This window comes from Streptosporangium sp. NPDC053982 (genome assembly GCF_055585205.1).
Window position 1 is genome coordinate 182,366 of sequence record NZ_JBVJKQ010000010.1, and the last position, 24,420, is coordinate 206,785.

The following is a 24,420-nucleotide window of genomic DNA, read 5'->3' on the forward strand; positions in this document are numbered from 1 at the left end:
GCCGTCGCGGTCCCAGTCCGTCGCTCCGAAGAAGCTGTAGCCGTTCCAGCCGTTGCCGATCCTCACCGGTTGGGTGGTGCTGTAGCCGCGGGTGCTCTGTCCCGGGTAGAGCAGGAGGTCGCCCGTCGTGTCCTGGCGGGCGATGAGGTCCTGGTGGCCGTCGCGGTCCCAGTCCGTCGCCCCGAAGAAGCCGTACGGCAGCTTGGTGACCTGGCTGAGGATCCAGTCGCGGTTCCCGCCGGCGCCCACCTCGCTGTAGGAGGCGATCCCCCCGCAGCTGGCGGCCTTGAGCACTCCGGCCTGTCGCGGCGCTCCGCCGACCGACACCAGGAGCGGGCCGCCGCTGTCGCCCTGGCAGGGCCCGCGGTCCACCATGATCCTCTTGATGCCCAGATCGTCCGGCTGCGGCGGGGTGATGTTCACCACGACCATCTGCAACCGGGTGGGCAGGAGGCCGTTGCCGTCCCTTCCCCAGCCCGTCGCCACGCCCTGGTCGTAGCGGGTGAACGGACCGCCCTGAACCCCGTCCCATAGGCCGGCGTCGGCCGGGACGGCCAGCCGGACCGGGGCCACGCTCGTCACCGGGGAGCTCAGTTCGAGCAGTGCGACGTCGTCGTGGCCGCCTTTGTAGGCGGGGTGGCGCAGGATCCGGGTGATCCTGCGGAACTCGCCGCCGGTGGCGGAAACGTTGTTCCCCACCCGCACGGCCTGATCTCCGACGGAGACCGGAACCGAGCAGTGCGCCGCGGTGAGCACCCAGCTCGGGTGGATGAGGGAACCCGTGCAGAGGCCGCCTACCGCGGTGTTGCGGACCTCGGCGACGAACGTCAGGTCGTTGTCCGGCACCGGGGTGCCGCCGGTGATGGCCTGGGCCGCGGGCGGAGCCGTCACCGGCAGGACGCCGGCGAGCAGCATGACCGCCGCGGACCCGAGCAGCCACCGGCCGCGGCGGCGGCCGGGACTCGGCGACCCGTGCGGGCGAAGGATGGTCATCGAGGGGTTCCTGCCTCTCTGTCGTTGCGGACGCCCCGCGGACAGGGGTCATGACCGGCCGTCCGGAGGGGCGGCGCCGGGTGGAAGGGCGCGTGCCGTCGTCACGTTCGCCGTTGGGGCAGGTGTCCGGCGATGCGGGCGGACGAATCCGGACGGACGGCTATGAATCCGCAGGCAGCTCTCTATACTCCGGATCATCGGGGTGTCCGGCGCCGCCGGACACGTGAGCCGGGAGCCGGGCTGGATCTCAGGGGCGGTCAGGTGGGTGACGAGTCGGATCCCCGGCCGGGGTTCGCCGAGCGGCTTCGGGCGTTGAAGGACGCGGTGGGCGTCTCGGTCCGCGACATGGAGGCCGCCAGCGCCCGGACGCCGCGGCGGCGCAACGGCCTGCCGCCCCTGCGGCTGAAACGCGGCACCATCGCCGGAATGATCAGCAGAACTCGTCCTGTATGTCCAGAACGAGAGCATTTTGAGGTTTTTGTTGACACCTGCCTGCGCATCGCCGGGGAATCAGGCCGTTCCCTGCCCGGGGACCTGGCCGACCCCGGGGCCTGGGACGCGGCCTATCGCGACGTGCTGCTGAGCATGGCCGGGGTGCGCGGCGCCGGCAGGAGAGCCGGAGAAGCGGCCAGGCGGCTGCGGTCGGGCGACCCCCCGGCGGAGAGGGCCGGCCCGGCGGCCGATCCCGGCCCCGAGCCGGCGCCGTCCGAGCCCGGACCCGAGCCGATACCACAGCCGGTGCCGCCGTCCGGTGAATCGTCTCTCCGCCCGCCGGAACCGATCGATCCGCCGCACCCGTCCGGTGGCCTCACGCCCCCGCCTCCGGCCGTCGTGCCCGTCGCGGCCGCCGGTCCCGGGCGGCGCCGGAAGGGCGGACGTGCGAGGTGGGCCGCCGCGGTGGCGCTCATCGGTGCGGCGGCCGCCGCCTGGGCCTCGTGGCCGGTTCCCACGGCCGGGACCGGCGCCCCCGACGCCTCGACCACGGTGGCGGACGTGGGCGGCGACGGGGTGCTCCGCCTGGGTGTGCTGGTGCCCTGGAGTGGGGACCTGCAGTTCTTCAACCGGCCGATGGCGGCGGGCGTACGTCTCGCCCTCAGCGAGATCAACGCGGCCGGTGGGGTGTTCGGCCGGGAGGTGGCCGAGATCGAGGCCGATTCGGGCGACTCGAGCACGGACCTCCACCTCCGGGCGCTGAACCGGCTGATCTCAGAGGGGTCCGACGTCGTCATCGGCCCGATCACCTCGTCGATGTCGCTCGAGATGATCGACCGGATCAGAAGCGCCGGGGTGGTGCAGATCTCACCCACGGCCACCGACGACCGGCTCACCGACGTGGACGACGACGGCCTGTACTTCCGCACGGTGGCGCCGGACTCCATCCAGGGCGACGTCCTCGGGGGTCTCATCGCGGCGGACGGCGGCAGGCGGGTGGGCGTGCTGGCGGTGAACGACGCCTACGGGAGCGGGTTGAGCGAGCGTGTCCGCAGGTCGCTGTCGAACCGCGGCATCACACACGTTCATGCCGAGACCTACGACGTCTTCGACACGGGCTACGCCACCGAGGTGGGGAGGATCAAGGCCTCGGCCCCGGATGCGATCGTGGTGGCCGGCCGCGGCGAGACGGCCGCGATCGCGCGGGAACTGGTGAGGCAGGGGCTGGGCACGGGCCGGCACAGGTGGTACTTCGTGGACGGCAACCTGTCCTTCTACGGGACCACCGGCCGCGGCGGCCTCCCGCGAGGCACCCTCACCGGGGTCAAGGGGACCATGGCGGGAGCCGAGGTCACCGACGCCTTCCGGCGGCGGCTGGCGCCCTTCGACCCGGGGGTGACGGATTTCAGGTACGCGCCGGAGGCCTACGACGCGACGATCGCCGCCGCTCTGGCCGCCGTGGCCGCGGGGCGCGACGATCCGAAGAGCATCGCCCGCGCCATGGCGGACGTCACCGGGGGCGGCGAGCGGTGCACCGACTTCCGCACGTGCGCCCGGCTTCTGGCCTCGGGCGTGGACATCGACTACGACGGGGCGAGCGGCCCGATCGACTTCACCGGCAAGGGCGACCCAGCGAAGGCGCCGATCGGGATTTATCAATATAAATCCGACAATACATATGTCAGCATCTCCTATGAGATCGGCGAACCGCCGACCTGAGGCCCCCGGATCCCTCAGAGCTCGTCGGTGGCGGCCCTGGGCGTGCGGCGGGTGCTGCGCACGGTGTCGCCCGGCTGCCGCTCGGGCACCGGCGGGGGAGTGCCGCCGAACTCCGGGCACAGCTCGCGGTAGTTGCACCAGTCGCACAGCCGGCTGGGCCGGGGACGCCACTCGCCGGTCTCCAGCGCCCGCTCGATGGCCGCCCACAGCGCCCGCACCTTGCGCTCGGTGGCCAGCAGGTCGGCCTCGTCGGGGGCGTAGCGCAGCACCTCGCCCTCACCCCCGAGGTACATCAGCTGCAGCAGGCGCGGCACCGACCCGTGCAGCCGCCACAGCGTCAGCGCGTAGAACTTCATCTGGAACAGCGCCTTGGCCTCGAAGGCCGGCCCCGGCGCGCTGCCGGTCTTGTAGTCGACCACGCGGACCTCGCCGGTGGGCGCGACGTCCAGCCGGTCGATGTAGCCCCGCAGCATCAGGCCGCTCTCCAGCACCGCCTCGACGTACAGCTCCCGCTCGGCGGGCTCCAGGCAGGTGGGGTCCTCCAGGGTGAAGTAGCGCTCCAGCATGGCGCGGGCCCCGGCCAGCCACTCGGTCCGCTCCCGCTCCCCGGAGAACATGCCCTCGTAGGCGGGCTCCTCCTCGAGGAGCCTGCGCCACTGCGGCTCCAGCAGGTCGAGGGCCGCGGCCACCGTGCGGCCCGGCGCGGGCAGGTCGTACAGGCGCTCCAGCACCGAGTGGACGACCGTGCCGCGCACCGCGGCGGGCGACGGCGGCTCGGGAAGCCGGTCGACCACTCGGAACCGGTACAGCAGCGGGCACGTCATGAAGTCGCCGGCGCGGGACGGCGACAGCGCTCCGATGATCGTGGGCTCGGTCGGTGACATGCCCGCACTGTAGGTCACGGTGACGACAGTTTGGGCCCGGGGTGGGCTCCGCGCGTCCGCGCCCGGAGCGGCCGGCGCGTAGCATCAAGGCCAACAGACGCGAGCGAGCGAGGAACGGTGAGCCAGCGGTGAGCAGCGAGAGCCCGCGCCAGGAGAGTCCCGGGCTGCGGATGGGGCGGCCGTTCGGCATCCCGGTCTACGTCTCACCGACCTGGCTGCTGGTGGCGGCGTTCATCACGTTCACCTTCCAGGAGGTCGTGGCCTACCGGCTGCCGCAGCTCAGCATCCCGCTCACCTACGTCGTCTCCTTCGTCTTCGCGGTCCTGCTGTACGTGTCGGTGCTGCTGCACGAGCTGTCGCACTGCGTGGTCGCCAAGATGTACGGCCTGCCGGTCCGGCGGGTCACCCTCTACCTCCTCGGCGGTGTCTCGGAGATCGAGCGCGAACCGGAGACGCCCGGCAGGGAGTTCATGGTCGCCTTCGCCGGGCCGCTGCTGTCGCTGGGCCTGGCCGCCGCCGGCTACGCCTCCTCGATGTTCATCGACCCCGGCACCGTCCTCGGCGTCCTGGTCTTCCAGCTCTGGCTCGCCAACCTGGTCGTCGGGATCTTCAACCTCCTGCCCGGCCTGCCGCTCGACGGCGGGCGCATGCTGCGCGCCGGGGTCTGGAAGGTGACCCGCAGCCCCGGCTCCGGCACGATCGCCGCGGCCTGGGCGGGCCGCGTGCTGGCCGTCGTCCTGATCGCGGTGCCGGTCAGCCTGGCGCTGATGAGCGGCCAGGACCCCAGCTGGTTCACGGTCATCTGGTCGGTGCTGCTGGCCAGCTTCATCTGGATCGGCGCCACCCAGGCCCTGCAGGGCGCCCGGCTGCGGGCCCGCATCCCCCAGCTGAACGCCCGTTCCCTGGCCCGCCGGGCCGTCGCCGTGACCGGGGACGTGCCGCTGGCCGAGGCGCTGCGCCGGGCCGGGGAGGCCCACGCGGGCGCGATGGTCGTGGTCGGCCACGACGGCCGCCCGACGGGCATCGTCAACGAGGCGGCGGTCGAGGCCACCCCGGAGCACCGCCGCCCCTGGGTGACGGCGGGCTCGCTGGCGCGCAGCCTCGAACCGTCGCTGGTGCTGGCCGCCGACCTGACGGGGGAGTCCCTGATCGACGCCATGCGCCAGTCCCCGTCGGGGGAGTACCTCCTGGTGGAGCGCGACGGCACGATCTTCGGTGTGCTCGCCACCTCCGACGTCAACCGGATGTTCAGCAACGTCTGACCCGCGCCGGAGGCCCGGCCGGCGGCCGCCGGGAGGGAGTCCGCCCCAGGTCCGTCTGCTGTACTTTTTCCTATGGCCTGGAATCATCGGCGATGTCGGTCCGCCGCATCCCCTCCCGGGCCGGCCGGACGCCCCATCCCCGCCACCGAGACTCAGAGGACAGAATGCAGAAACGAGCCGCGTTTTCCCCCCGCGCAGAAGGACGAGGCCGTCATGCCGGGGGTGCTCGGTGAGGGGGGACGGCCTGGGGGCGGTGCGCCCGCTGCCGGGCGACGGGCTGGTCGCCCGCGTGGAGGGCCTGCTGCTGGTGTGCGACGCGGCCGAGGACGTCGCGGCGAACCTTCTCGGGGCGCTGAACGACACCGCCGCGTCCGGCGGTGACGGCCGGGCCCTGGCCCGCCGGGTGGCCCAGGTGCTGGCCGTGATGATGGGCGAGCCCGTCGCGTGCGCCGTCGCCGGGCCGGTGGGCGACGGGGTGGCCGTCCTGGTCAGCGGACCCGCCTCCGCGGCGGTCACCGGTCCGGCCGGCGAGGTACGGCTCGCCGGACGCGACGCGCTCACCTGGTCGGACCGGCTGGTCCCCGGTCCGGTCACCGGCATCGAGCTGCGCCTGCCCGAGGCCGGCCCGGCGCACCCGCTGGCCCGGCTGGACGGCGGCGTGATCGTGGGCGGCGGAATCCTGTGCGACCCGGCCGCCGCCGGAGCCCCGCCCGCGGCCCGGAACGCCGTGCCGCGCCAGGCGGAGGCGCCCGCGGCGGAGGTCCCGCCTCCGGCGCCCTACCCGATGGGGCCCCCCGACCCCGTCCCACCGGTCCCGGCCCCGCCGCCGAGGCCGGAGCAGCAGGCGTGGCAGCCCGAGCCGGGGCCGCAGGTCCCGGCTCAGCAGGGCCCGGGGTCCGGCCCGATCCCGGTCGTCGCGCCGCAGGACACGGCGCCCCCGGAGGCTCCGGAGACCCCGCGGGCGGGCGGCGAGCCCGCCGGTCCGCGCGAGCGGCCGTTCGCCCCCGAGCCGCCGGCGCAGGGCGGCCCGCAGCCGGGGCCCGCGTCCCCGGCCGCCCCCGAGCCGGAGGCCGGCCCCGGGCAGCAGCCGCTCGTCTACGGGGTCGACTGCAAGAACGACCACTTCAACGACCCGCGCGTGCCGTACTGCGCGGTGTGCGGCATCGCCCTCGTGCAGCGTTCGCTCGCCCCCTACCAGGGGCCGCGCCCGCCGCTGGGCGTGCTGCTCCTCGACGACGGGATGACCCTGCGCCTCGACGCCGACCACCTCGTCGGCCGCGACCCCGACCGCGCCCCGGAGGTCGCCGACGGCTCCGTCCGCCCGGCGAAGGTCACCAGCCCCGACGGCTCGGTGTCGCGCCGCCACCTGCGGGTGGCGCTGGACGGCTGGGACGTCAACCTGATCGACCTCGGCTCGGTCAACGGCACGCAGATCCAGCCGCCGGGCGACCCCAACTTCTACGACATCCCGCCGAACGAGCCGGTCACGATCATGCCCGGCACGACCGTGCGGATCGGGGTCTCCCGCACCATGCGCTACGAGTCGCACCGCAACCGTTAGGTTCCGGGAGGCCTCTCCGCGCCGAGCGGCGCGGGGAGGCACCGGAAGGCGCCGGAAGGAACGGAGGCGGCCCGGGAAGCGTCCTCAGGGGCCGGTGGTCAGGCCCCGGCCGTCCGGGCGCGGTACCACAGCAGGTCGTCCAGACGGGTGCCTCCGGGGCCGGGCAGCCGGCCGTGCAGGAGCGCCTCCCGGGTGAAGCCCGCGCGTTCCAGCACACGCTGGGAGGCGGTGTTCTCCGGCGAGGTGCCGGCCACGATCCGGGCCAGCGGCGTGCGCGTCAGCGCCCAGTCCGTGAGCAGGTCCACCGCCCGGGAGGCGAACCCCCGCCCCCGGAACTCCGGCAGCATGCTGTAGCCGGTCATGGCCTCGCCCAACGGGGGGATGACCCCGCTGAGCTGGATGTGCCCGGCGAAGGCGCCGGTGGCGGCGTCCCGTACGGCGAGCTCGGCCCGCTCGCCGGCCAGCCACCGCATGCCCGCCTCCCGGCAGAACCGCTCGCTGTCGTCCGGGTCGGGCGCCTCCGGCGGGACGCTGTGGGCCACGACGTCCGGCAGGCTCTGCAGGGCGTGGTAGTCGTCGGCGTCGTCCGGGCCCAGCGGCGTCAGCCGGACGACGCCGTCGGTCAGGGAGCCGCCGGGCAGGGCCGGAAGGAACGGCCGTACCCGCTCGCCAGAGTCGGTGGCCAGCCGGGCGAAGGACGCCAGGTCGCCGCGGGTGCCGTCGCGGCGGGGCTCGGCCGCGCGCCGTACGCCCTCGCGGCCGAAGCCGGCGGCCATCGCGACCCGCTGGCTGGCGAGGTTCTCCACGTCGGCCAGCAGCTCCACGCGCGCCACCCCGTGGGCGAAGGCCCGCTCCGTCAGCGCCCGGGTGGCCGCGGTGGCGACGCCGCGGTCCCGCGCCCACGGCGCGATGAGGTAGCCGACCTCGGCGTTGCCGCGCGGGTCGGACGGCTTGAGGCCGATGTTGCCCAGCCACTCGCCGGTGGCGGCGTCCGTCACGGAGAAGGAGGCCCCGCCGTTGCCCCACGTCCGCTCGGCGACCTCCAGGTAGGAGGACGCGTCGGCGAGGGTGTACGGCACCGGGACGCTCGGGATGAACCGGATGATCAGCGGATCGGCGCAGGCCTTGACCATCGGCTCCAGGTCGGCAGGGGTCGTCTCGCGCAGGAGGAGGGAACCGGCGGGGATGACGTCTCTGGGGAACACCCTCCAAGTGCTATCAGCTCCTCCCGAAAGGAGCGAACGAACGGCCCTCCCCGCGCGTCCGGCGGTCCCGCGGTCCCGGACCGGGGGCACTCCGCGCGCCGATAACCTTGCCTTCATGGGTTTTCGCAGGCATGGCCCCTTCAGGGCCGGGGATCAGGTTCAGCTCACCGACCCCAAGAACAAGCGTCACACGGTGACGCTGAAGGAGGACGGGGTCTTCCACACCCACAAGGGTGCGATCCCGCACAGCGACCTCATCGGGCAGCCCGAGGGGTCGGTGGTCCGTTCGTCCGGCGGCACCCAGTACCTCGCGTTCCGGCACCTGCTCCAGGACTACACGCTGTCCATGCCGCGCGGCGCGGCGGTCATCTACCCGAAGGACTCGGCGCAGATCGTCGCGATGGCCGACGTCTTCCCCGGCGCGCGCGTCGTGGAGGCGGGGGTCGGCTCCGGCGCGCTGACGTGTTTCCTGCTGCGCGCGGTGGGAACGGAGGGCAGGGTGACGTCCTACGAGCGGCGGGCGGACTTCGCGGAGGTGGCCACCAAGAACGTGGAGAAGTTCTACGGCGGCCCGATGGAGCAGTGGCGCCTGGTGGTGGGGGACTTCGCCGAGTCGCTCGACGAGAGTGACGTCGACCGGATCATCCTCGACATGCTCGCCCCGTGGGAGTGCGTGGACGCCGCGGCCAAGGCGCTCACGCCCGGCGGCGTGATCTGCTGTTATGTGGCGACGACCACGCAGTTGTCGCGAACGGTGGAAACTCTGCGCGAACACGGGAGTTTCACCGAGCCCCACGCGTGGGAGACCCTGGTTCGCGACTGGCATGTCGAGGGGCTCGCCGTACGGCCCGACCATCGGATGGTCGGACACACCGGATTCCTCGTCACCGCCCGTCGCATGGCGGACGGGGTGACCCCACCACCCCGGCGCAGGCGTCCGGCAAAGGGAGCGTATGGCGAGGAGTCGACTTCCACCGCATGATGACGATTCAGCCACGAGAGCACATCGGCGTGTTACATGACACCAGATCGTCGTGTTCTTATGCTTCCAAGCACTAAACGCTTCATAAGGGATTAATCGCCAAATACTTAATGTAGCCATACGAACACTGCTCTACCAGGTAACTGACAGCCCCCCGATGGGTAGGGTTTCGAGTAGTCGGTCTCGACTGGGAAGGAGGTGACGCCGTGGCAGCTCGCGATGACGCCGAGGCTCGGGCCGCGCAGCGCGAACGGGAGGTCGCTGATCTCAGAACGCAGGTCTCCTTCCTGCAGGAGGAGATCACCGCGTTGCGTCGGAAGCTGACGGAGTCTCCCCGGCAGGCCAGGGTCCTCGAAGAGCGTCTCCATGAGGTGCAGGCGAATCTCGCGGCCGTCACCGGCCAGAACGAGCGTCTGGTGGCAACCCTCAAGGAGGCCAGAGACCAGATCGTCGCGCTCAAGGAGGAGGTCGACCGGCTGGCGCAACCGCCGTCCGGGTTCGGCGTCTTCCTCGAGGCCAGAGAAGACGGCACGGTGGAGGTCTTCACCGGTGGCCGCAAGCTCCGGGTGAACGTCAGCCCCGCGGTGGACGCCGAGTCGCTCAGGCGTGGCCAGGAGGTCATGCTGAACGAGGCGCTCAACGTGGTGGAGGCCCTCGGATACGAGGACCTCGGCGAGATCGTGATGCTCAAGGAGCTGCTCGAGGACGGCCAGCGCGCGCTGGTCATCTCACACGCCGACGAGGAGAGGGTGGTGCGGCTGGCGGAGTCGCTGCTCGACCAGCCGATCCGCGCCGGCGACTCGCTGCTGCTGGAGCCCCGCTCCGGCTACGTCTACGAGCGCATCCCCAAGTCCGAGGTCGAGGAGCTCGTCCTGGAGGAGGTGCCCGACATCTCCTACGAGGAGATCGGCGGGCTCATGCGGCAGATCGAGCAGATCAGGGACGCCATCGAGCTTCCCTACCTGCACGCCGACCTGTTCCGCGAGCACAAGCTGCGCCCCCCCAAGGGCGTGCTGCTGTACGGGCCGCCCGGCTGCGGCAAGACCCTGATCGCCAAGGCCGTCGCCAACTCCCTGGCCAAGCAGGTCGCCGAGAAGACCGGGCAGTCCGGCAAGAGCTTCTTCCTCAACATCAAGGGGCCGGAGCTCCTCAACAAGTACGTCGGCGAGACCGAGCGGCACATCCGCCTGGTCTTCCAGCGGGCCCGTGAGAAGGCGTCCGAGGGCACCCCGGTGATCGTGTTCTTCGACGAGATGGACTCGATCTTCCGGACCCGAGGCTCGGGGGTCTCCTCCGACGTCGAGAACACCATCGTCCCCCAGCTCCTCAGCGAGATCGACGGCGTCGAGGGCCTGGAGAACGTGATCGTGATCGGCGCGTCCAACCGCGAGGACATGATCGACCCGGCGATCCTGCGGCCCGGCCGCCTGGACGTCAAGATCAAGATCGAGCGGCCGGACGCCGAGGCGGCCAAGGACATCTTCTCCAAGTACCTCATCGACGAACTGCCGCTGCACCCGGACGACCTCTCCGAGCACAACGGCGACCGCGCGGCGACCGTCGTCGCGATGATCCAGAGGGTCGTCGAGCGGATGTACACCGAGAGCGAGGAGAACCGCTTCCTCGAGGTGACCTACGCCAACGGCGACAAGGAGGTCCTGTACTTCAAGGATTTCAACTCCGGCGCCATGATCCAGAACATCGTGGACCGCAGCAAGAAGATGGCGATCAAGCAGTTCCTGGAGAGCGGGCAGAAGGGCCTGCGGATCCAGCACCTGCTGGCCGCCTGCGTCGACGAGTTCTCCGAGAACGAGGACCTTCCCAACACCACCAACCCCGACGACTGGGCCCGCATCTCCGGCAAGAAGGGCGAGCGGATCGTCTACATCCGCACCCTCGTGACGGGCAAGCAGGGCACCGAGGCCGGCCGGTCCATCGACACGGTGGCCAACACCGGTCAGTACCTCTAGCGCCGTCACCGGCGCACGGCGAGCGCGTTCGCGGCGCGACCCCGGCGGGGGCCGCGCCGCGAGGCGTGTCCGGGCCCGTACGGCCTGCCCCGCCGTACCGTCCGTCACACAAGTGTGATCACGCCACGGGGAACCCAGGCGGTCCAGCCGCCGTCCAACCGACGTGCGTGATCATTCAGGCGCGGTCGCCCGGTGACCGGCGCGGGGTCCCGCGGGACGGCCCGGGGGAGCGGCCGTCTCGCCGAACTCGACCTCCTCCGTTTCGTCGCCGCCATGGCGGTGCTCTCCTTCCACTACTTCATCGCCTTCAACTCGGTGTGGGGCGAGCGGCCGGCGAAGCTCTTCCCCGCGATCTCCACCCTCTCGGGACTCGGCATCCTCGGCGTCGAGCTGTTCTTCATGATCAGCGGATTCGTCATCCTGATGAGCATCTGGGGCCGCGGACTCGGCACGTTCGCCCTCTCCCGGCTGGTGCGCCTCTTCCCCGCCTACTGGGTCAGCGTCGCCGTCACCGCCGCCCTCTACGGCCTGACCGGCGCCACCGCCCTGGACCCCAAGCTCAGCTCCGCCGAGTACGGGGTCAACCTCACGATGCTCCAGCGGGCCCTCGGCGTCTACGACGCCAACGGCGTCTACTGGTCCCTGTGGGCCGAGCTCCGCTTCTACGTGCTCATCTCGGTCCTGGTGATCGTCGGTGTGACGTTCGGCCGGTGCCTGGTCTTCATGGGCGTGTGGCTGCTGGCGGCCGGGCTCCTCGCCGGCAGCGACCAGGCGTGGGTGGACCTCGTCGTGATGCCGAAGTACGCGCCGTACTTCGTCGGCGGCATGGCCTTCTTCCTGATGACCAGGTTCGGCCCCCGGCTCGTCCTGTGGTGCGTGGCCGGGATCAGCGCCGGGCTGGCCGTCAGCGCCGCCATGGACCGGGTGGCCGGACGGGTCGGGCTGGTCGGTTACGCGGCCATGCCCGTGCCCCCGTGGGCCGTCGCCGTCACCGTCATCGGCTTCTACGCGCTCATGGCGCTGGTCGCGCTCGGCATGCTCCGCCGGTTGCGATGGCGCGGCCTGGTCACGCTGGGCGCGCTCACCTATCCCCTGTACCTGTTCCACACCGCGGCGGCCGTGCTGATCATCCCCGCCCTGCGCGACGCCCTCCCGCCCTGGCTGACCGCCCTGGCCACCGTCGCGGCCGCGATGGCGTTCTCCTACCTCGTCTACCGGGTGGCCGAGCGGCCGGTCCAGGAGTTCGTCAGGGCGAGGACGCGCCGGGCCGCCGCGCCACAGGCCCCCGCCGCCCCGCCGGCGTTCCCCGTCGCGTCGCCGGTCGTCTCCGCGTCGCCGGTCGCCTCCGCGGCCCCCGTGTTCCCCGCCTCGCCGCCGTCCGCCCCGCCCCCGGATCACCGCCCGGACCCCTGGTCGGCGGGCGAAAAGGCTTCGTTGCCATAACTGTCCGGCCACCGGGCATAGTGAAGGGTCTAGGGTCGGGGATATATACGGCGGAGGAGACAGTCCCGGATGAACAGAGGATGCGCATGACGGTACGGCGGGTGATGGGCATCGAGACCGAATACGGCATCTCCGTGCCCGGACAGCCGGGGGCCAACGCGATGGTGACCTCGTCCCAAGTCGTCAACGCCTACCTGGCCGCCTCGGCGGCCCGGGCCAGACGGGCACGGTGGGACTTCGAGGAGGAGAACCCCCTCCGCGACGCGCGGGGCTTCGACCTGTCCCGTGAGATGGCCGACCAGAGTCAGCTCACCGACGAGGACCTGGGCCTGGCCAACGTGATCCTCACCAACGGCGCCCGGCTCTACGTGGACCACGCCCATCCCGAATACTCCACTCCCGAGTGCACCAACCCACGAGCCGCGGTGATCTGGGACAAGGCGGGGGAGCGGGTCATGCACGACGCCGCGGTCCGCGCCTCGGCGATCCCCTCCAACGCTCCCATCCAGCTCTACAAGAACAACACCGACAACAAGGGCGCCTCCTACGGCTGCCACGAGAACTACCTGATGCGGCGGGCCACGCCGTTCGCCGACATCGTCCGGCACCTGACGCCCTTCTTCGTGTCCCGCCAGGTCGTCACCGGCGCCGGCCGGGTCGGCATCGGCCAGGACTCCCGCGGAGAGGGCTTCCAGATCAGCCAGCGGGCCGACTTCTTCGAGGTCGAGGTGGGCCTGGAGACCACGCTCAAGCGGCCGATCATCAACACCCGCGACGAACCGCACGCCGACCCCGACAAGTACCGGCGCCTGCACGTCATCATCGGCGACGCCAACATGTCGGAGATCTCCACCTACCTCAAGCTCGGCTCCACCGCGCTCGTCCTCGCCATGATCGAGGACGGTTACTTCACGCGTGACCTCTCCGTGGAGAACCCCGTCCAGGCGCTGCGCGCGGTCTCCCACGACCCGACCCTCAGATACGAGATCGCCATGCGCGACGGCCGCCGCCTGACGGCCGTCCAGCTCCAGATGGAGTACCTGGAGCTGGCGCGCAAGTACGCCGAGGAGCGCAGCGGCAACGGCGTCGACGAGGTCACCAAGGAGGTCCTCGACCGCTGGGAGTCGGTCCTCACCCGCCTGGCCGAGGACCCGATGCAGCTGGCCGGCGAGCTCGACTGGGTGGCCAAGCTGGAGCTGCTGGAGGGCTACCGCAGCCGCGACGGCCTGCCCTGGTCCCACCCGCGGCTGCAGCTCGTCGACCTGCAGTACTCCGACATCCGCCCCGACCGCGGCCTGTACAACCGGCTGGTCGCCCGCGGGCGGATGCGGCGGCTGGTCACGGAGGAGGAGGTCCAGCGGGCCATCGAGGCTCCGCCCAGCGACACCCGGGCCTACTTCCGGGGCCGCTGCCTGAGCCAGTTCAGCGAGTCGATCGCCGCCGCCTCCTGGGACTCGGTCATCTTCGACATCCCCGGCCGTGAGTCGCTGCAGCGCGTCCCCACCCTGGAGCCGCTGCGCGGCACCAAGGCCCACGTGGGCGAGCTGTTCGACCGCTGCCGCACCGCCGCCGACCTGGTCAGCGCCCTCACCGGCGACCGGTGAGCCCGCCGCCGCGCGGGGACGCCCCCGCGCGGCGCGCCCGGCCCTCCCGCCCGTCCTCCCCTCCGCCGGGACCGTACGGCTGGCGGTGACGTCCTCCTCCGCCCGGGACGGCGCCCGCGACGGTCAGGCCGCGCTGGTGCAGCGGATGCGGGCCAGCAGGACGGAGGCCTGCTCGGCGCTCAGCCTGGCCCGCGGATCCTTGCGCAGCAGCCCCCGCAGCACCGGCTCCAGGGGGCCGGCCCGCCGCGGCGCCCGCGCCGGCCCGCGCAGCGCCTCCGCCAGCGCGGCCATCGAGTTGACCGTGCGGAACGGCGTCTGCCCCTCCACCGCCATGTACAGCGTCGCCCCGAACGACCACATGTCCGCCTCACGGGTACCGCCCCGCCCGTGCAGGGCCTCCGGCGCCAGGAACGCCGGCGTGCCCCGCATCGAGCGGCTCGCCGCCCCCTCCGGCGCGGCGAACCCGAAGTCGGCCAGCACCACCCGGTCGCCCGTCAGCATGATGTTGGCGGGCTTGATGTCCCGGTGGATCACCCCGCCGTCGTGCGCGTGCCGCAGCGCGTCCAGCAGACGGCCCCCCATCGCCGCCACCAGGTCCGCCGGCAGCGGTCCGGCCTGCACCAGGGTGTCGTGCAGGGTCAGCGCCTCCAGGAACTCCATGACGATCCAGAGCCGCTCGGCCTCCTCGGCCAGGTTGTGCACCGTCACGATGCCCCGGTGGCTCAGCCGGGCCGCCATCCGCGCCTCGCGCACCACCCGGCGCCGCCGGTCGACCGCCTCCGGTCCCGGGGGCAGGGGGATCTCCTTGAGCGCCACCTCGCGGTCCAGAAGCATGTCATAGGCCCGCCAGACGACCCCTGTCGCTCCTCGGCCGACGGGTGAGACGAGTTCATACCGGTTGTCGACGATGGTGCTCACCGGTCAATGATCGCAGTCTTCTCTGTTAATGGCGACACTGTGCCGTACCTATGGCGACGCTGCGCGTCGCGGCTCGGGGGCTGGTGAGCCGGTGTCTTCCCTCGTCACTCCGCCGCTCCGCTGTGCTCATGGCGACGCTGCGCGTCGCGGCTCGGGGGCTGGTGACCGGTGCCTTCCCTCGTCACTCCGCCGCTCCGCGGCTGCGCTCCTCAGTCCAGACACCGGCGCCCCCTCGCGGCTGCGTTCCTCAGTCCAGACACCGGCGCCCCCGAGCGGGTCCGGACACCGGCGCCCCCTCGCGGTGTTTCCCATGGGCTGACTGGCAGGCCCGTGAGCTGTCAGGAGACTCGTCCAAGTCTTTAATCTACATTGTAAAGGGGTCCGGTCGAGAGAATGGAAATCTGGGCTTTCGAGTGGGGGCTGTGCGAGCGTAGTTTTCCCGGGACTGAGGGTCTCCGGTCCGGCTGGGTCCGTCCAGGGTCGATCGCTCCGAGCTCGGTCCGGTGTGGGGGAGGCGCGGGAACGTTCCTCGAACGGGGGGTGACACTCCCGTTCGGGCAGGGGTGGGATGGCTGGGGAAAGGGGATATTTGCTTTAAAGGGGACGAAAGGGGTTTTCTGGACGGACTACAACCCCTGGACGGCAGGCGTGGACCCCGGACAAAGATCGGGGGGCGATCCGCGCGCAATGTCAGTCGCTTCGGGGAAGATAGGAATCACAAGCGTCCCCCAGGCGGAGGTGCCACAGATGGCTAGCAAGGACACCGGCGGCCAGAAGCAGACCGGCCGGACCGAACGGGAAGCGGAGGAGACCACCTCGGTCGACACCTCCGACGTCCAGGAGCGCAACGAGAAGCTTTCGGACGACGTCGACGCGATCCTCGACGAGATCGACGAGGTCCTGGAGGAGAACGCCGAGGAGTTCGTCAGGTCGTACATCCAGAAGGGCGGGGAATAGCCGGGGTCACCCTCGTTCCCGGGGCCGGGACGGGAGCCCGTCCCGGCCGACTCCGGCGTACGGGCGGCCGGGACGAGCCCGTCCCGCCGCTCAGCGGGTGACGGGGCCGCCCCGCCGTTCATGGGATGAGGTGCACCGTCGCGATCTCGAAGGGGCGCAGCGGCAGCCGCACCTCCCCGCCCTCCGTCTCCAGTCGCTCACCCGGCACCCCGAGTAGGTCCGCGCGGCGGGCGGCGGTGAACGTGCCCCGGATGACGGCCTCGGTGCCGTGGGGATGCTCGGCGACGAGGCGGGCCTCCAGCGCGCCGTTCCGCTCGCGTAGAGCGGTGAGTACCACGCCGGCACCCTCGACCTCCAGTCGCGCGCCCGTTCCGTCCCGGGCCACCTCCGTCCGCGCGACCGGGCCGATGGACGGGCTGTCGCCGGGCACCGTCAGCAGATCGTGCCGATACTCCTCGGCCAGCCGCGGCAGGCCCGCCTCGTGCCAAGAGCCGGGACAGGGCAGTACGGCGAAGCGCATCGTGGCCGGCCCCGGGCACTGGGCGTCGGGGGTGGCGATCTGGGGGCCGGCGGGCTCGTCGCGGTAGGCGTTGCGGTTGCGCGACAGGAACCCCACCGATCGCAGCAGGGTGAGCGCCAGTTCCCCGCCGGTCAGCTCGTACTCGGTCACCTGGTCCAGCAGGACCGCCAGGCCGCCCGCGGCGACGAATCCCTCGGCGGGGAAGGTGGGCAGCGGCTCCTCGCCGCAGCCGCCCTCGGCGGTCGTCCCCCGGCGCGTCACCGACAGCTGTCCTTCGGCGGAGGACTCGCCGGTTCCGGGCCGCAGCGGCGCGTGCCAGCGGACCCGGTGGTCGCGGCTGCGGTTGTCGAAGGAGATCTCCAGCCGCAGGTACGGCTCGCCGGCCCGTAGTTCGGCCCTGGTGGTGACGGTGACGTTCTCGCGGGCGGCGGAGCGCCCGTCACCCTCCTCGTGCGCGGGCCAGGCGTACTCGCGGCGGATCTCCAGCACCGACGTCAGCGGCCCGGTGTGGAGGGTCTCGACCTCCACATGGAGCGGGGCGTCGACGAGGAGGTCGTGGCGGGGCGGGGCGTGGTTGTAGGTGTCTCCGGCGTCGCCGCCGTCCACGATGCGGCCCACCCCGTGTATCTCGGCGCCGGCGGATCGCAGTGACAGGGTGCCGTCTGGGGCGACGGCGACGCGCAGCAGGCCGTTGCCGAGGACGCCCTCGGCGGGGGGCGGCTCGCTTCCCCGAGGGGAGGCTCCCTCGGCTTTCTCGTCCGTGAGCCGGTCTTCGGCGGATCGCTCCTCCGCGGGCCCGGCTCCGGTGGGGACGATCCCGGACACCGGACCCTCCGTGGCCCCGGTTCCGGTGGGGGCGGCCTCGGCCACCGGATCCTCCACGGCCGGGTCCTCCATGCCGGGGATCCCGGCGGGGGTGAGCACCGTACGGCCGAACGCCTCGACGGTGACCAGCGCGGCGACGGTGACGACGGGTTCGGCGACGATGCGCACCCGCCACGGTCCCGGCCGCGCGGTGGCGGCGTCCAGGACCGCCGCGCGCAGGTCGGTGTATTCGTAGCCGGTGGCGGGGGCGCGGGCCACGACGACGGTGAAGATCCCCTCGGGGGTCTCTCCGTCCCTCTCCGGACACTCCGCGGACCACGAGACGATCAGCCGGCCGAACAGTTCCCGGTCATGGACCCGGCCGAGAAGCAGTGTGAGGTCGTCCATGACGGTCTCGTCGAGGAGGGTCGGGGCCAGCTCCAGCCGCTGCGCCGGCACGCGGGCCCCGCCGGGGGCGGTCAGGACCGGGTGGGACTCGGGCACGTCGGCCAGGACGAGGCCGGTGCGCCGGAAGGGGGAGGGGTTGACGACCACGACGGCGTCGCGGGCCGCGCCGGCGGCGAGGGAGGAGGCGACCAGGTCGACGACGGCCTGGCCGATCTGCCCGGCCTCGGCGATGCGGGCGGCGACCTGCTGGGCCGTCTCGTCGGCGCCGCAGCCGGTGATGGAGTCGTGGCCGCTGCAGGCGATGAGGCGGCGCCAGGCCAGGTCGAGCAGCTTGGCGGCGGCGGTGCCGCCGGGCAGCCAGAGCGCGGCGAGCGGCTCGGCGTAGCGGGCGACGACGCGCTCGGCGCGGGCCATGAGTCTTTTCGCGGGCATCCGGGCGGAGACGACGCCCGGCAGGATGTTGGCGCGGGCGTGGGAGCGCAGCTCGCCGTGGACGACGGGCAGTCCGGCGGTGCCGGGGTCGTGGGCGGTGACGTACTCCTCCAGGGTGGCCAGGCGCAGCCCGGCGGCGGTGATGCCGGCGGCCGGCGCGCTGTGGTCGGCGCCGTACATGGCCAGCAGCGGGCCGTCGGGGTGCCAGGGCCGCATGGTCTCGGCGAAGGCGTCCAGCCGGCCGGTGAGGCCGTCGGCCGGGCCGGTGAACAGGGCGACGGCGTTGCCGTATCCGCCGGGGAGGTACTGGGTGCGGACGGCGGTGCCGTCGGCGCCGGTCCAGGCGAAGGCGTCGCGGCCGACGGAGGCGGGCACCCCGCGCCACAGGCAGGCGTGCTCGAGGCTGGCCTGGCGGAGGATCTGCGGCATCTGGGCGCAGTGGCCGAACTGGTCGGGGAGGTAGCCGACGCGCATGGCGCCGCCGAGTTCCCCGGCGCCGCGCATGCCGTACTCCAGGTTGCGGATGAGGGTCTCGCCGGAGCAGAGGAACTCGTCGGCGAGGATGAGCCAGGGTCCGGCGGCGAAGCGGCCCTCGGTGACCAGCCGCCGTATCTCGCCGAGCCGTTCGGGGCGGATCTCCAGGTAGTCCTCCAGGGCGGCGAGCTGGCCGTCCATGGTGAACCGGTAGGCGGGGTCGGCGGCCATGGTGTCGAGGACCTCGTCCAGCAGGCGGACCAGGCCGAGCCGGAAGCGCTGGAACGGGAGGTACCACTCGCGGTCCCAGTGGGTGTGCGGGACGACCACGATGCCGGGCGTGCCGGTGGTCTCAGGGGTCACGCCCCCCACCTCCCTGCGGCTTCCGGGTGGTCGTGGTTCCAGGTGTCGCGTGTCCTGCCCGCGGACGTCTCACGCGTGGTCGTGATGTCAGGCGTCATGTGCCTCACCTCCGATGGACGGCCCGGCGACCGCCCGGATGATCTGCTGGGCGGCGACGATGTCGGCGAGGGCGCCGTCGAGGCCGGTGAGCGGGGGCGTGCCCCGGGTGACGAAGGCGTGGAACGCCTCCAGCTGGAGTTCGAACGCCTCGGACACGTCGCGGTGGACGGTCCTGATCTCGGTGGTCCCGTCCAGGGAGGAGGAGGTCAGGACCGTGGGGGCGTTCATCAGGTAGGGGGAGGGGAAGACCAGCTCCAGCGTGCCGTCCTCGTGGTGGACGCTGACGGTCTCCCGGTAGGCGGGGTGGCCGGGCAGGTAGTGCCAGCGCAGGCCGTAGCGGCCCCGGGGCAGGGCTCCGCCGGCCTCCAGGGAGGGGCCGTCCCAGGCGGCGGCGTGGTCGACGGTGGCGGGCGGGCCGCCGAACGTCCGCAGCAGCGCCAGGTCGTGGCAGAGGCTGCCGAGCACCACGCCGGCGTAGAGGGACCGGACCGCCTCCGGGGCGTCCGGGCCGAGCGCCGCGTCCAGGGCCGCGGAGTCGGCCCGCAGCCAGGGCGCGAGGGCCTCGGGGGCCGGGTGGGAGGGCCGCACGCGGGCGAAGGCGAGCTGGGCCTCGTCGGCGGGGTGCAGGACGGTGACGTCGAGGTGCCGTACGGCCCGGCCGGCCAGCAGGGCGGCGGCACGCCGTACGGCGGGGTCGTACTGTTTCATGTAGCCGACCATGAGCCGTTCGCCGGCGCGCAGCGGTCCGGCCCGCAGCGCCTCGGCTTCGGCGCGGCTGTAGGCGAGGGGTTTCTCGCACAGTACGGCGAAGCCGGCCTCCAGGGCGGCGGCGACGAGGGCGCCGTGGGAGCCTGCGGTGAGCACGACCAGCGCGTCGAAGCCGCCGCGGCCGAGCATCTCCAGGGGGTCGGTGTGCGGGCGGGCGCCGGTGAGACGGCCGGCGGCCTCGGCGCGGGCCGGGTCGAGGTCGCACACGTCGGTCACCTCGAACAGGTCCCGCCGCCTGGCCAGCAGCGGCAGGTAGATCACCTGGGCGGCGACGCCGAGCCCGGCGAGCGCGGCCCTCATCACGTGCACAGCGCCATCACCTCGTTGCGGTACGTCTCCAGGCGGTGCGGGCCGGGCCGGGCGGGCAGGACGACCCGGTCGCCGAGGACGACGCGCCGGGTGCCCGGTCCCCACAGGACGAGCCCGTCGCCGCCGACGATGAGGAAGTCGTCGCCGTGGCGCAGCAGCAGGGGGCCGTCGGGGGTGGCGGAGACGGCGGTGACGCCCTGGCGGAGTCCGTCCAGGGGGTCGCGGCCCAGCACCCAGGTGGTGGGGTCGCCGAGGGGGTGGCCCTCCTCGGGCCGGTGGTAGTCGCTGCCGCCGACCAGCACCGCGCCGGGCGACCACGCCTGCGTCCAGGCCAGCGGCGCTCCCCAGGTGCGGTCCCACCAGCTCCAGTGCCACACCTCCACGGCCGGGGGAGGGGTGCGCATGGGGTGGCGCCAGGCGCAGTCGACGGCCACGGGGTGGTTGACGGACATGATTCCGCCGCGTTCGCGGACCGTCTCGGCCCACCGGTCGGGGGGTTCGCGGAAGTCGATCCAGCCGACGTCGCCGAAGGCGTTGGCGTGGCCGAGGTCGGTGGTGACCTCCTGGCCGGGGATCAGGGTGATCGCGGCGTAGGTCGCGGCGGCGGGCAGTTCCGCGTGGTGGCTGACGGTGTTGTGGTCGGTGACGGCGAGGAAGTCCAGGCCGCGGTCGGCGGCCAGGCAGGCGAGCTCGGAGACGCCGAGTGAGCCGTCGGAGTGGACGGTGTGGGCGTGCAGGTCGCCGGCGAGCCAGCGCAGGTCCCCGAGGCCGGGCAGGTCGCGGCGGACGGCGGCGGGGGCGCGCGGTGGCGGCGGCGGGGGCCGCAGGCCGGTGCGGGCGGGCGGCGCTGCGGGCGGGGCGAGGTGCGGGATGACCGTGATCTCGTACGGCAGGCCGTCCGGCGGGACACGGTACAGGCCGAGCAGGACGTGCCAGCGGCCGGGTTCGGGTTCGCCGGGCAGGTAGCCCGGGGTGGCCCAGCCGGGGGCGACGGTGTACTCCGAGCGGGCGCCGCCGGACCAGCCGCGGAACCCGGCCGGGCCCTCGCAGCCGAGGTCCAGCACGCCGGCGGAGCGGTCGTAGGCCAGACGGACGGTGAAGGCGCGGGCGCCGGGGGGCAGTTCGAACGGCACGCCGCGGACCGGGCCGGTGACCCGGTCCGCAAGGCTCCAGCGGCCGGTCAGGCGCAGCGCCCTCATGCCCGGCCGACCAGGACGTCGTCGCGGTAGAGCAGGGCGCGGCCCGGCCGGGGGACCGCCCAGGCGGTCGTGCCGAGGGCGGGTTCGCGGCCCTCGGGGACGACGGCCTGGACGAGGTGGCCGGGGCTCTCAAGGGTGACGAGGGTGGCGGTGCCGAGGTTCTCCAGGACGGCGACCTCGCCGGCGAACCCGTCGTCGCGCCGCGTGGTGGACAGGTCGGTGTACTCCGGGCGCACGCCGTACACGATCTCCCCGGCGTCTCCGACGTTTTCACTGGGTTCGCCGCCGGGCGCGTCCTGGGGGGCCGGCAGTACGGCGCCCGCCACGTGCAGCGCGCCGCCGTCGCCGATCCGTCCGGGCAGCAGGTTCATCGGGGTGGAGCCGATGAAGGAGGCGACGAAGGTGGTGGCGGGACGGTGGAACACCTCGGCGGGGGTGCCGACCTGGGCGATCCGGCCCGCGTCCATGACCGCGATCCGGTGGGCCAGGGCGAGCGCCTCGCCCTGGTCGTGGGTGACGAAAACGGTGGTGACGCCGAGCTCGTCCTGCAGGCGCTTGAGGAAGGTGCGGGCCTCCAGACGGAGCCGGGCGTCGAGGTTGGACAGCGGCTCGTCGAACAGGAACGCCCGCGGGCGGCAGGCGATGGCCCGGGCGAGCGCCACCCGCTGCTGCTGGCCGCCCGACAGCTGCCCGGGGCGCCTGCCCAGCAGCCCGGTGAGGCTCAGCCGGTCGGCGACCTCGGCGGCCCTGGCCCGGCGGCGGGCGCGGGGGACCTTTCTGATCCGCAGCGGGTAGGCGATGTTGTCGGTGACGTCCATGTGGGGGAACAGGGCGTAGTCCTGGAAGACCATGGCGACGTCGCGGCGGCCGGGCGGCAGCGCGGTCACGTCGGTCCCGCCGATGACGACGCTCCCGGAGGTGGGGGTCTCCAGGCCGGCGATGGTCCGCAGCAGCGTGGTCTTGCCGCAGCCGGACGGTCCCAGGAGCGCGAAGAACTCGCCCTCGGCGATCTCCAGATCGAGGGAGTCGAGTGCCCGGACGCCGCCGGGGAACACCTTGGTCAGGCCGTGCACGGAGATCACTGCTTGATCCCTCCATGGAAGCGGAAGCCGTACCTGCTGCTCACGAACAGGTACATCAGTACCACCGGCAGTGAGTAGAGCAGGGAGAACGTCGAGATCAACGGCAGGTCGGGTTGCCCGCCCTCGGTGTAGAGGGTGAACAGCACGACCGCGCTGGGGGATTTACCCGGGTCGCGCAGCAGGATGTACTGCATCAGGAAGCCGCCCCACACGCTGGCCACCGCCCACACCGCCACCGTCGCCAGGCCGGGCCGGACGAGGGGGACCACGATGTGGCGCAGGATCTGCGCCGGCGAGGCGCCGAAGACCCGCGCCGACTCCTCGTAGGAGGTGGGGGTGGCGTCCATGAAGTCCTTGAGGATGAAGATCGCCGCGGGGAGCAGGCCGCCGGAGACGACGAGGATCACGCCCAGGTGGGTGTCGACCAGGCCGAGCCGGGTGGCCAGCTCGAAGATCGGCACCATCGCGGCGGTGCCGGTGACGACCGACGACAGGAGCAGCAGCACGTACAGCAGGACGTCGCGGCCGGGCACCCGGACCCGGGACAGGGCGTAGGCCGCCAGCGCGGCCAGGACGACCACCAGGACGGCCGCGCCGCCGGCCTGGATGACGGAGTTGACGATGGAGCCCGCCGCGTAGGGGTTGTCGAGGATGGCGCGGAAGTTGGCCAGCGTGAACTCCGGCACCGACACCGTGACGGAGGGGTGGGCGTCGAACGGCGCCGAGGCGAGCCAGAGCATCGGCAGCGCGAAGAAGGCGGCGGCGAGCGCGAGGAAGGCGGCGGAGGCGATCCGGCCGAGCGCGTGCCGTACGGGGGAGCGCCGGGCGGGTGCCTGACGTGCGGACATCTGCTGTGGGGGTGCCTGCCGTGCGGGCGCCTGCTGTGCGGATGCGGCGGGTTCGGGGCGGATCGCGGGGTCCGCGGCGGGGTCGGGGGTCATGCGGCCACCTCCCGGCGGTTGCGCAGCAGGCGCAGGTAGGCCAGGGCGAAGACGAGATTGATCAGCAGGATGAGGAAGGACACGGCGGCGCCGAAGCCGAGCTGCCCGCCGCGCAGCGCGGTGTTGTAGACGTAGAACGGCAGGATCTCCGACCGCCCCTCGGGGCCGCCCGCGGTGATCAGGAACGGTGTGAAGTCGTTGAACGTCCACAGGCTCGTCAGCAGCACGTTGGTCAGCACGTGTCCCCTGATCTGCGGCAGCACCACGTCGCGGAGCTGCTGGAGGGTGGAGGCGCCGGCCAGGCGGGCGGTCTCCAGGTGGGAGACGGGCACGTTCTCCAGCGCCGCCGAGTAGAGCATCATCGAGAACGCGGTGCCCCGCCAGGTGTTGAACACGATGATCGACAGCATGGGGTGGTCGAGCAGCCAGGCGGCGCCGGGGGTGCCCAGCAGGGCGTTGAGGGTCCCGCCGTCGCGGTCCAGCAGCGCGATCCACAGGAACGCCACCACCGAACCCGGCAGGATCCACGACAGCAGTACCAGCCCCTCGACGACCCGCCGTACGGCTCCGCGCCGGCCGCGCAGCGTCCACGCCAGGGTGAAGCCGAGCCCCGCCTGCCCGATGACCGCCGAGCCGAGGACGTACTGCGCCGTCAGCCAGAAGGAGTTGCGGAACCGCTCGTCGCCGAGCGCGGCGGTGTAGTTGCCGGTCCCCACCACCTGGGGGTCGGCCGCCGCCAGGCCGGTCAGCCGGTAGTCGGTGAGGCCCAGGTAGATGGTCCACAGGGCGGGGAAGACCAGGAAGACGCCGATGAGCACGAGAGCGGGCGACGCGAACGCCACCGCCCGTGTCCGCCCGAGGCCTGCCGCGTCTGTACTCATGGCGACGCTGGCGCGTCGCGGCTCGGGGGCTCTTGAGCCGGTGTCTTCCCTCGTCACTCCGTCGCTCCGCTCCCTGTTCATGGCGACGCTGGCGCGTCGCGGCTCGGGGCTCTTGGTCCGGTGCCTTCCCTCGTCACTCCGCCGCTCCGCGGCTGCGTTCCTCAGTCCAGACACCGGCGCCCCTCGCGGCCCTCCTCAGTCCAGACACCG

Annotated in this window: 18 protein-coding genes; 8 read left to right on the forward strand and 10 right to left on the reverse strand. The window is 72.7% G+C overall.

The features are described from left to right. The coding region (locus tag ACZ6W9_RS19870) for a trypsin-like serine protease (RefSeq protein ID WP_470118978.1) at nucleotides 1-993 on the reverse strand (993 nt) is incomplete at its 3' end. 261 nt (nucleotides 994-1,254) lie between these two features. On the opposite strand from ACZ6W9_RS19870, the gene ACZ6W9_RS19875 reads away from it, so the two are divergent. Beyond that, on the forward strand, nucleotides 1,255-3,144 hold the full coding sequence (locus tag ACZ6W9_RS19875; RefSeq protein ID WP_389970825.1) for an ABC transporter substrate-binding protein: 1,890 nt from the start codon (nucleotides 1,255-1,257) through the stop codon (nucleotides 3,142-3,144). Nucleotides 3,145-3,158: 14 nt separating this feature from the next. Here the strand turns inward: ACZ6W9_RS19875 and ACZ6W9_RS19880 are convergent, their stop codons facing one another. Continuing rightward, on the reverse strand, nucleotides 3,159-4,028 hold the full coding sequence (locus tag ACZ6W9_RS19880; RefSeq protein ID WP_389970822.1) for a RecB family exonuclease: 870 nt from the start codon (nucleotides 4,026-4,028) through the stop codon (nucleotides 3,159-3,161). A gap of 170 nt (nucleotides 4,029-4,198) precedes the next feature. Between ACZ6W9_RS19880 and ACZ6W9_RS19885 the strand changes: the two genes are divergently transcribed. Next, nucleotides 4,199-5,290, forward strand: coding sequence for a site-2 protease family protein (locus ACZ6W9_RS19885; RefSeq protein WP_389970874.1), 1,092 nt, complete (start codon nucleotides 4,199-4,201; stop codon nucleotides 5,288-5,290). A gap of 229 nt (nucleotides 5,291-5,519) precedes the next feature. Next, nucleotides 5,520-6,851, forward strand: a complete 1,332-nt coding sequence (locus tag ACZ6W9_RS19890; protein WP_389970819.1) for an FHA domain-containing protein — start codon at nucleotides 5,520-5,522, stop codon at nucleotides 6,849-6,851. 98 nt (nucleotides 6,852-6,949) lie between these two features. On the opposite strand, the gene ACZ6W9_RS19895 is transcribed toward ACZ6W9_RS19890, so the two are convergent. Further along, the gene (locus ACZ6W9_RS19895; protein WP_470118981.1) at nucleotides 6,950-8,056 is read right to left on the reverse strand and encodes a GNAT family N-acetyltransferase; all 1,107 of its coding nucleotides are present in this window, start codon (nucleotides 8,054-8,056) and stop codon (nucleotides 6,950-6,952) included. Between the two features lie 115 nt (nucleotides 8,057-8,171). Between ACZ6W9_RS19895 and ACZ6W9_RS19900 the strand changes: the two genes are divergently transcribed. The 4 genes from ACZ6W9_RS19900 to dop all read left to right on the forward strand — a co-directional run bounded on the left by ACZ6W9_RS19900 (nucleotide 8,172) and on the right by dop (nucleotide 14,055). Next, a complete protein-coding gene (locus ACZ6W9_RS19900; protein WP_362937267.1) occupies nucleotides 8,172-9,038 on the forward strand; it encodes a tRNA (adenine-N1)-methyltransferase in 867 nt (288 codons plus the stop codon). A 206-nt stretch (nucleotides 9,039-9,244) separates the two neighbouring features. Continuing rightward, nucleotides 9,245-11,008: a proteasome ATPase gene (gene arc, locus ACZ6W9_RS19905; protein ID WP_362937270.1), complete on the forward strand. Its 1,764-nt coding sequence runs from the start codon at nucleotides 9,245-9,247 to the stop codon at nucleotides 11,006-11,008. A 192-nt stretch (nucleotides 11,009-11,200) separates the two neighbouring features. Further along, nucleotides 11,201-12,451, forward strand: coding sequence for an acyltransferase family protein (locus ACZ6W9_RS19910; RefSeq protein ID WP_389970812.1), 1,251 nt, complete (start codon nucleotides 11,201-11,203; stop codon nucleotides 12,449-12,451). Nucleotides 12,452-12,537: 86 nt separating this feature from the next. Continuing rightward, the gene (dop, locus tag ACZ6W9_RS19915; protein ID WP_362937276.1) at nucleotides 12,538-14,055 is read left to right on the forward strand and encodes a depupylase/deamidase Dop; all 1,518 of its coding nucleotides are present in this window, start codon (nucleotides 12,538-12,540) and stop codon (nucleotides 14,053-14,055) included. A gap of 123 nt (nucleotides 14,056-14,178) precedes the next feature. On the opposite strand, the gene ACZ6W9_RS19920 is transcribed toward dop, so the two are convergent. Next, complete coding sequence (locus ACZ6W9_RS19920) at nucleotides 14,179-14,973, reverse strand: serine/threonine-protein kinase (RefSeq protein WP_389970808.1); 795 nt, start codon at nucleotides 14,971-14,973, stop codon at nucleotides 14,179-14,181. A gap of 747 nt (nucleotides 14,974-15,720) precedes the next feature. Here ACZ6W9_RS19920 and ACZ6W9_RS19925 point away from each other — a divergent pair. Continuing rightward, nucleotides 15,721-15,930 carry a ubiquitin-like protein Pup gene (locus ACZ6W9_RS19925; RefSeq protein ID WP_179828145.1) on the forward strand — a complete coding sequence of 70 codons (210 nt, stop codon included), beginning with the start codon at nucleotides 15,721-15,723 and terminating at the stop codon, nucleotides 15,928-15,930. A gap of 118 nt (nucleotides 15,931-16,048) precedes the next feature. Here ACZ6W9_RS19925 and ACZ6W9_RS19930 read toward each other — a convergent pair whose 3' ends face one another. From ACZ6W9_RS19930 to ACZ6W9_RS19955, 6 genes are all read right to left on the reverse strand, one after another. Then, on the reverse strand, nucleotides 16,049-18,931 hold the full coding sequence (locus ACZ6W9_RS19930) for a glycoside hydrolase family 38 N-terminal domain-containing protein (RefSeq protein WP_470118985.1): 2,883 nt from the start codon (nucleotides 18,929-18,931) through the stop codon (nucleotides 16,049-16,051). Between the two features lie 87 nt (nucleotides 18,932-19,018). Beyond that, entirely contained in the window at nucleotides 19,019-20,098 is a 1,080-nt protein-coding gene (locus tag ACZ6W9_RS19935) for a Gfo/Idh/MocA family protein (RefSeq protein WP_470119108.1), read from the reverse strand. Beyond that, nucleotides 20,098-21,306, reverse strand: a complete 1,209-nt coding sequence (locus tag ACZ6W9_RS19940; protein WP_389970802.1) for a CehA/McbA family metallohydrolase — start codon at nucleotides 21,304-21,306, stop codon at nucleotides 20,098-20,100. The genes ACZ6W9_RS19935 and ACZ6W9_RS19940 overlap by 1 nt, the downstream gene beginning before the upstream one ends. Then, nucleotides 21,303-22,388, reverse strand: coding sequence for an ABC transporter ATP-binding protein (locus tag ACZ6W9_RS19945; protein WP_389970799.1), 1,086 nt, complete (start codon nucleotides 22,386-22,388; stop codon nucleotides 21,303-21,305). The genes ACZ6W9_RS19940 and ACZ6W9_RS19945 overlap by 4 nt, the downstream gene beginning before the upstream one ends. Continuing rightward, a complete protein-coding gene (locus tag ACZ6W9_RS19950) occupies nucleotides 22,385-23,329 on the reverse strand; it encodes a carbohydrate ABC transporter permease (protein WP_389970796.1) in 945 nt (314 codons plus the stop codon). Before ACZ6W9_RS19950 ends, ACZ6W9_RS19945 begins: the two co-directional genes overlap by 4 nt. Next, the gene (locus ACZ6W9_RS19955; protein WP_389970793.1) at nucleotides 23,326-24,171 is read right to left on the reverse strand and encodes a carbohydrate ABC transporter permease; all 846 of its coding nucleotides are present in this window, start codon (nucleotides 24,169-24,171) and stop codon (nucleotides 23,326-23,328) included. The genes ACZ6W9_RS19950 and ACZ6W9_RS19955 overlap by 4 nt, the downstream gene beginning before the upstream one ends. Nucleotides 24,172-24,420 lie beyond the last annotated feature (249 nt).

Bases quoted from the DNA above. Each gene is read 5' to 3' on its own strand.
- dop (WP_362937276.1), top strand. From the start codon at position 12,538: ATGACGGTACGGCGGGTGATGGGCATCGAGACCGAATACGGCATCTCC.
- ACZ6W9_RS19950 (WP_389970796.1), bottom strand. From the start codon at position 23,329: ATGACCCCCGACCCCGCCGCGGACCCCGCGATCCGCCCCGAACCCGCC.
- ACZ6W9_RS19935 (WP_470119108.1), bottom strand. From the start codon at position 20,098: ATGAGGGCCGCGCTCGCCGGGCTCGGCGTCGCCGCCCAGGTGATCTAC.
- ACZ6W9_RS19940 (WP_389970802.1), bottom strand. From the start codon at position 21,306: ATGAGGGCGCTGCGCCTGACCGGCCGCTGGAGCCTTGCGGACCGGGTC.
- ACZ6W9_RS19925 (WP_179828145.1), top strand. From the start codon at position 15,721: ATGGCTAGCAAGGACACCGGCGGCCAGAAGCAGACCGGCCGGACCGAA.
- ACZ6W9_RS19900 (WP_362937267.1), top strand. From the start codon at position 8,172: ATGGGTTTTCGCAGGCATGGCCCCTTCAGGGCCGGGGATCAGGTTCAG.
- ACZ6W9_RS19885 (WP_389970874.1), top strand. From the start codon at position 4,199: ATGGGGCGGCCGTTCGGCATCCCGGTCTACGTCTCACCGACCTGGCTG.
- ACZ6W9_RS19880 (WP_389970822.1), bottom strand. From the start codon at position 4,028: ATGTCACCGACCGAGCCCACGATCATCGGAGCGCTGTCGCCGTCCCGC.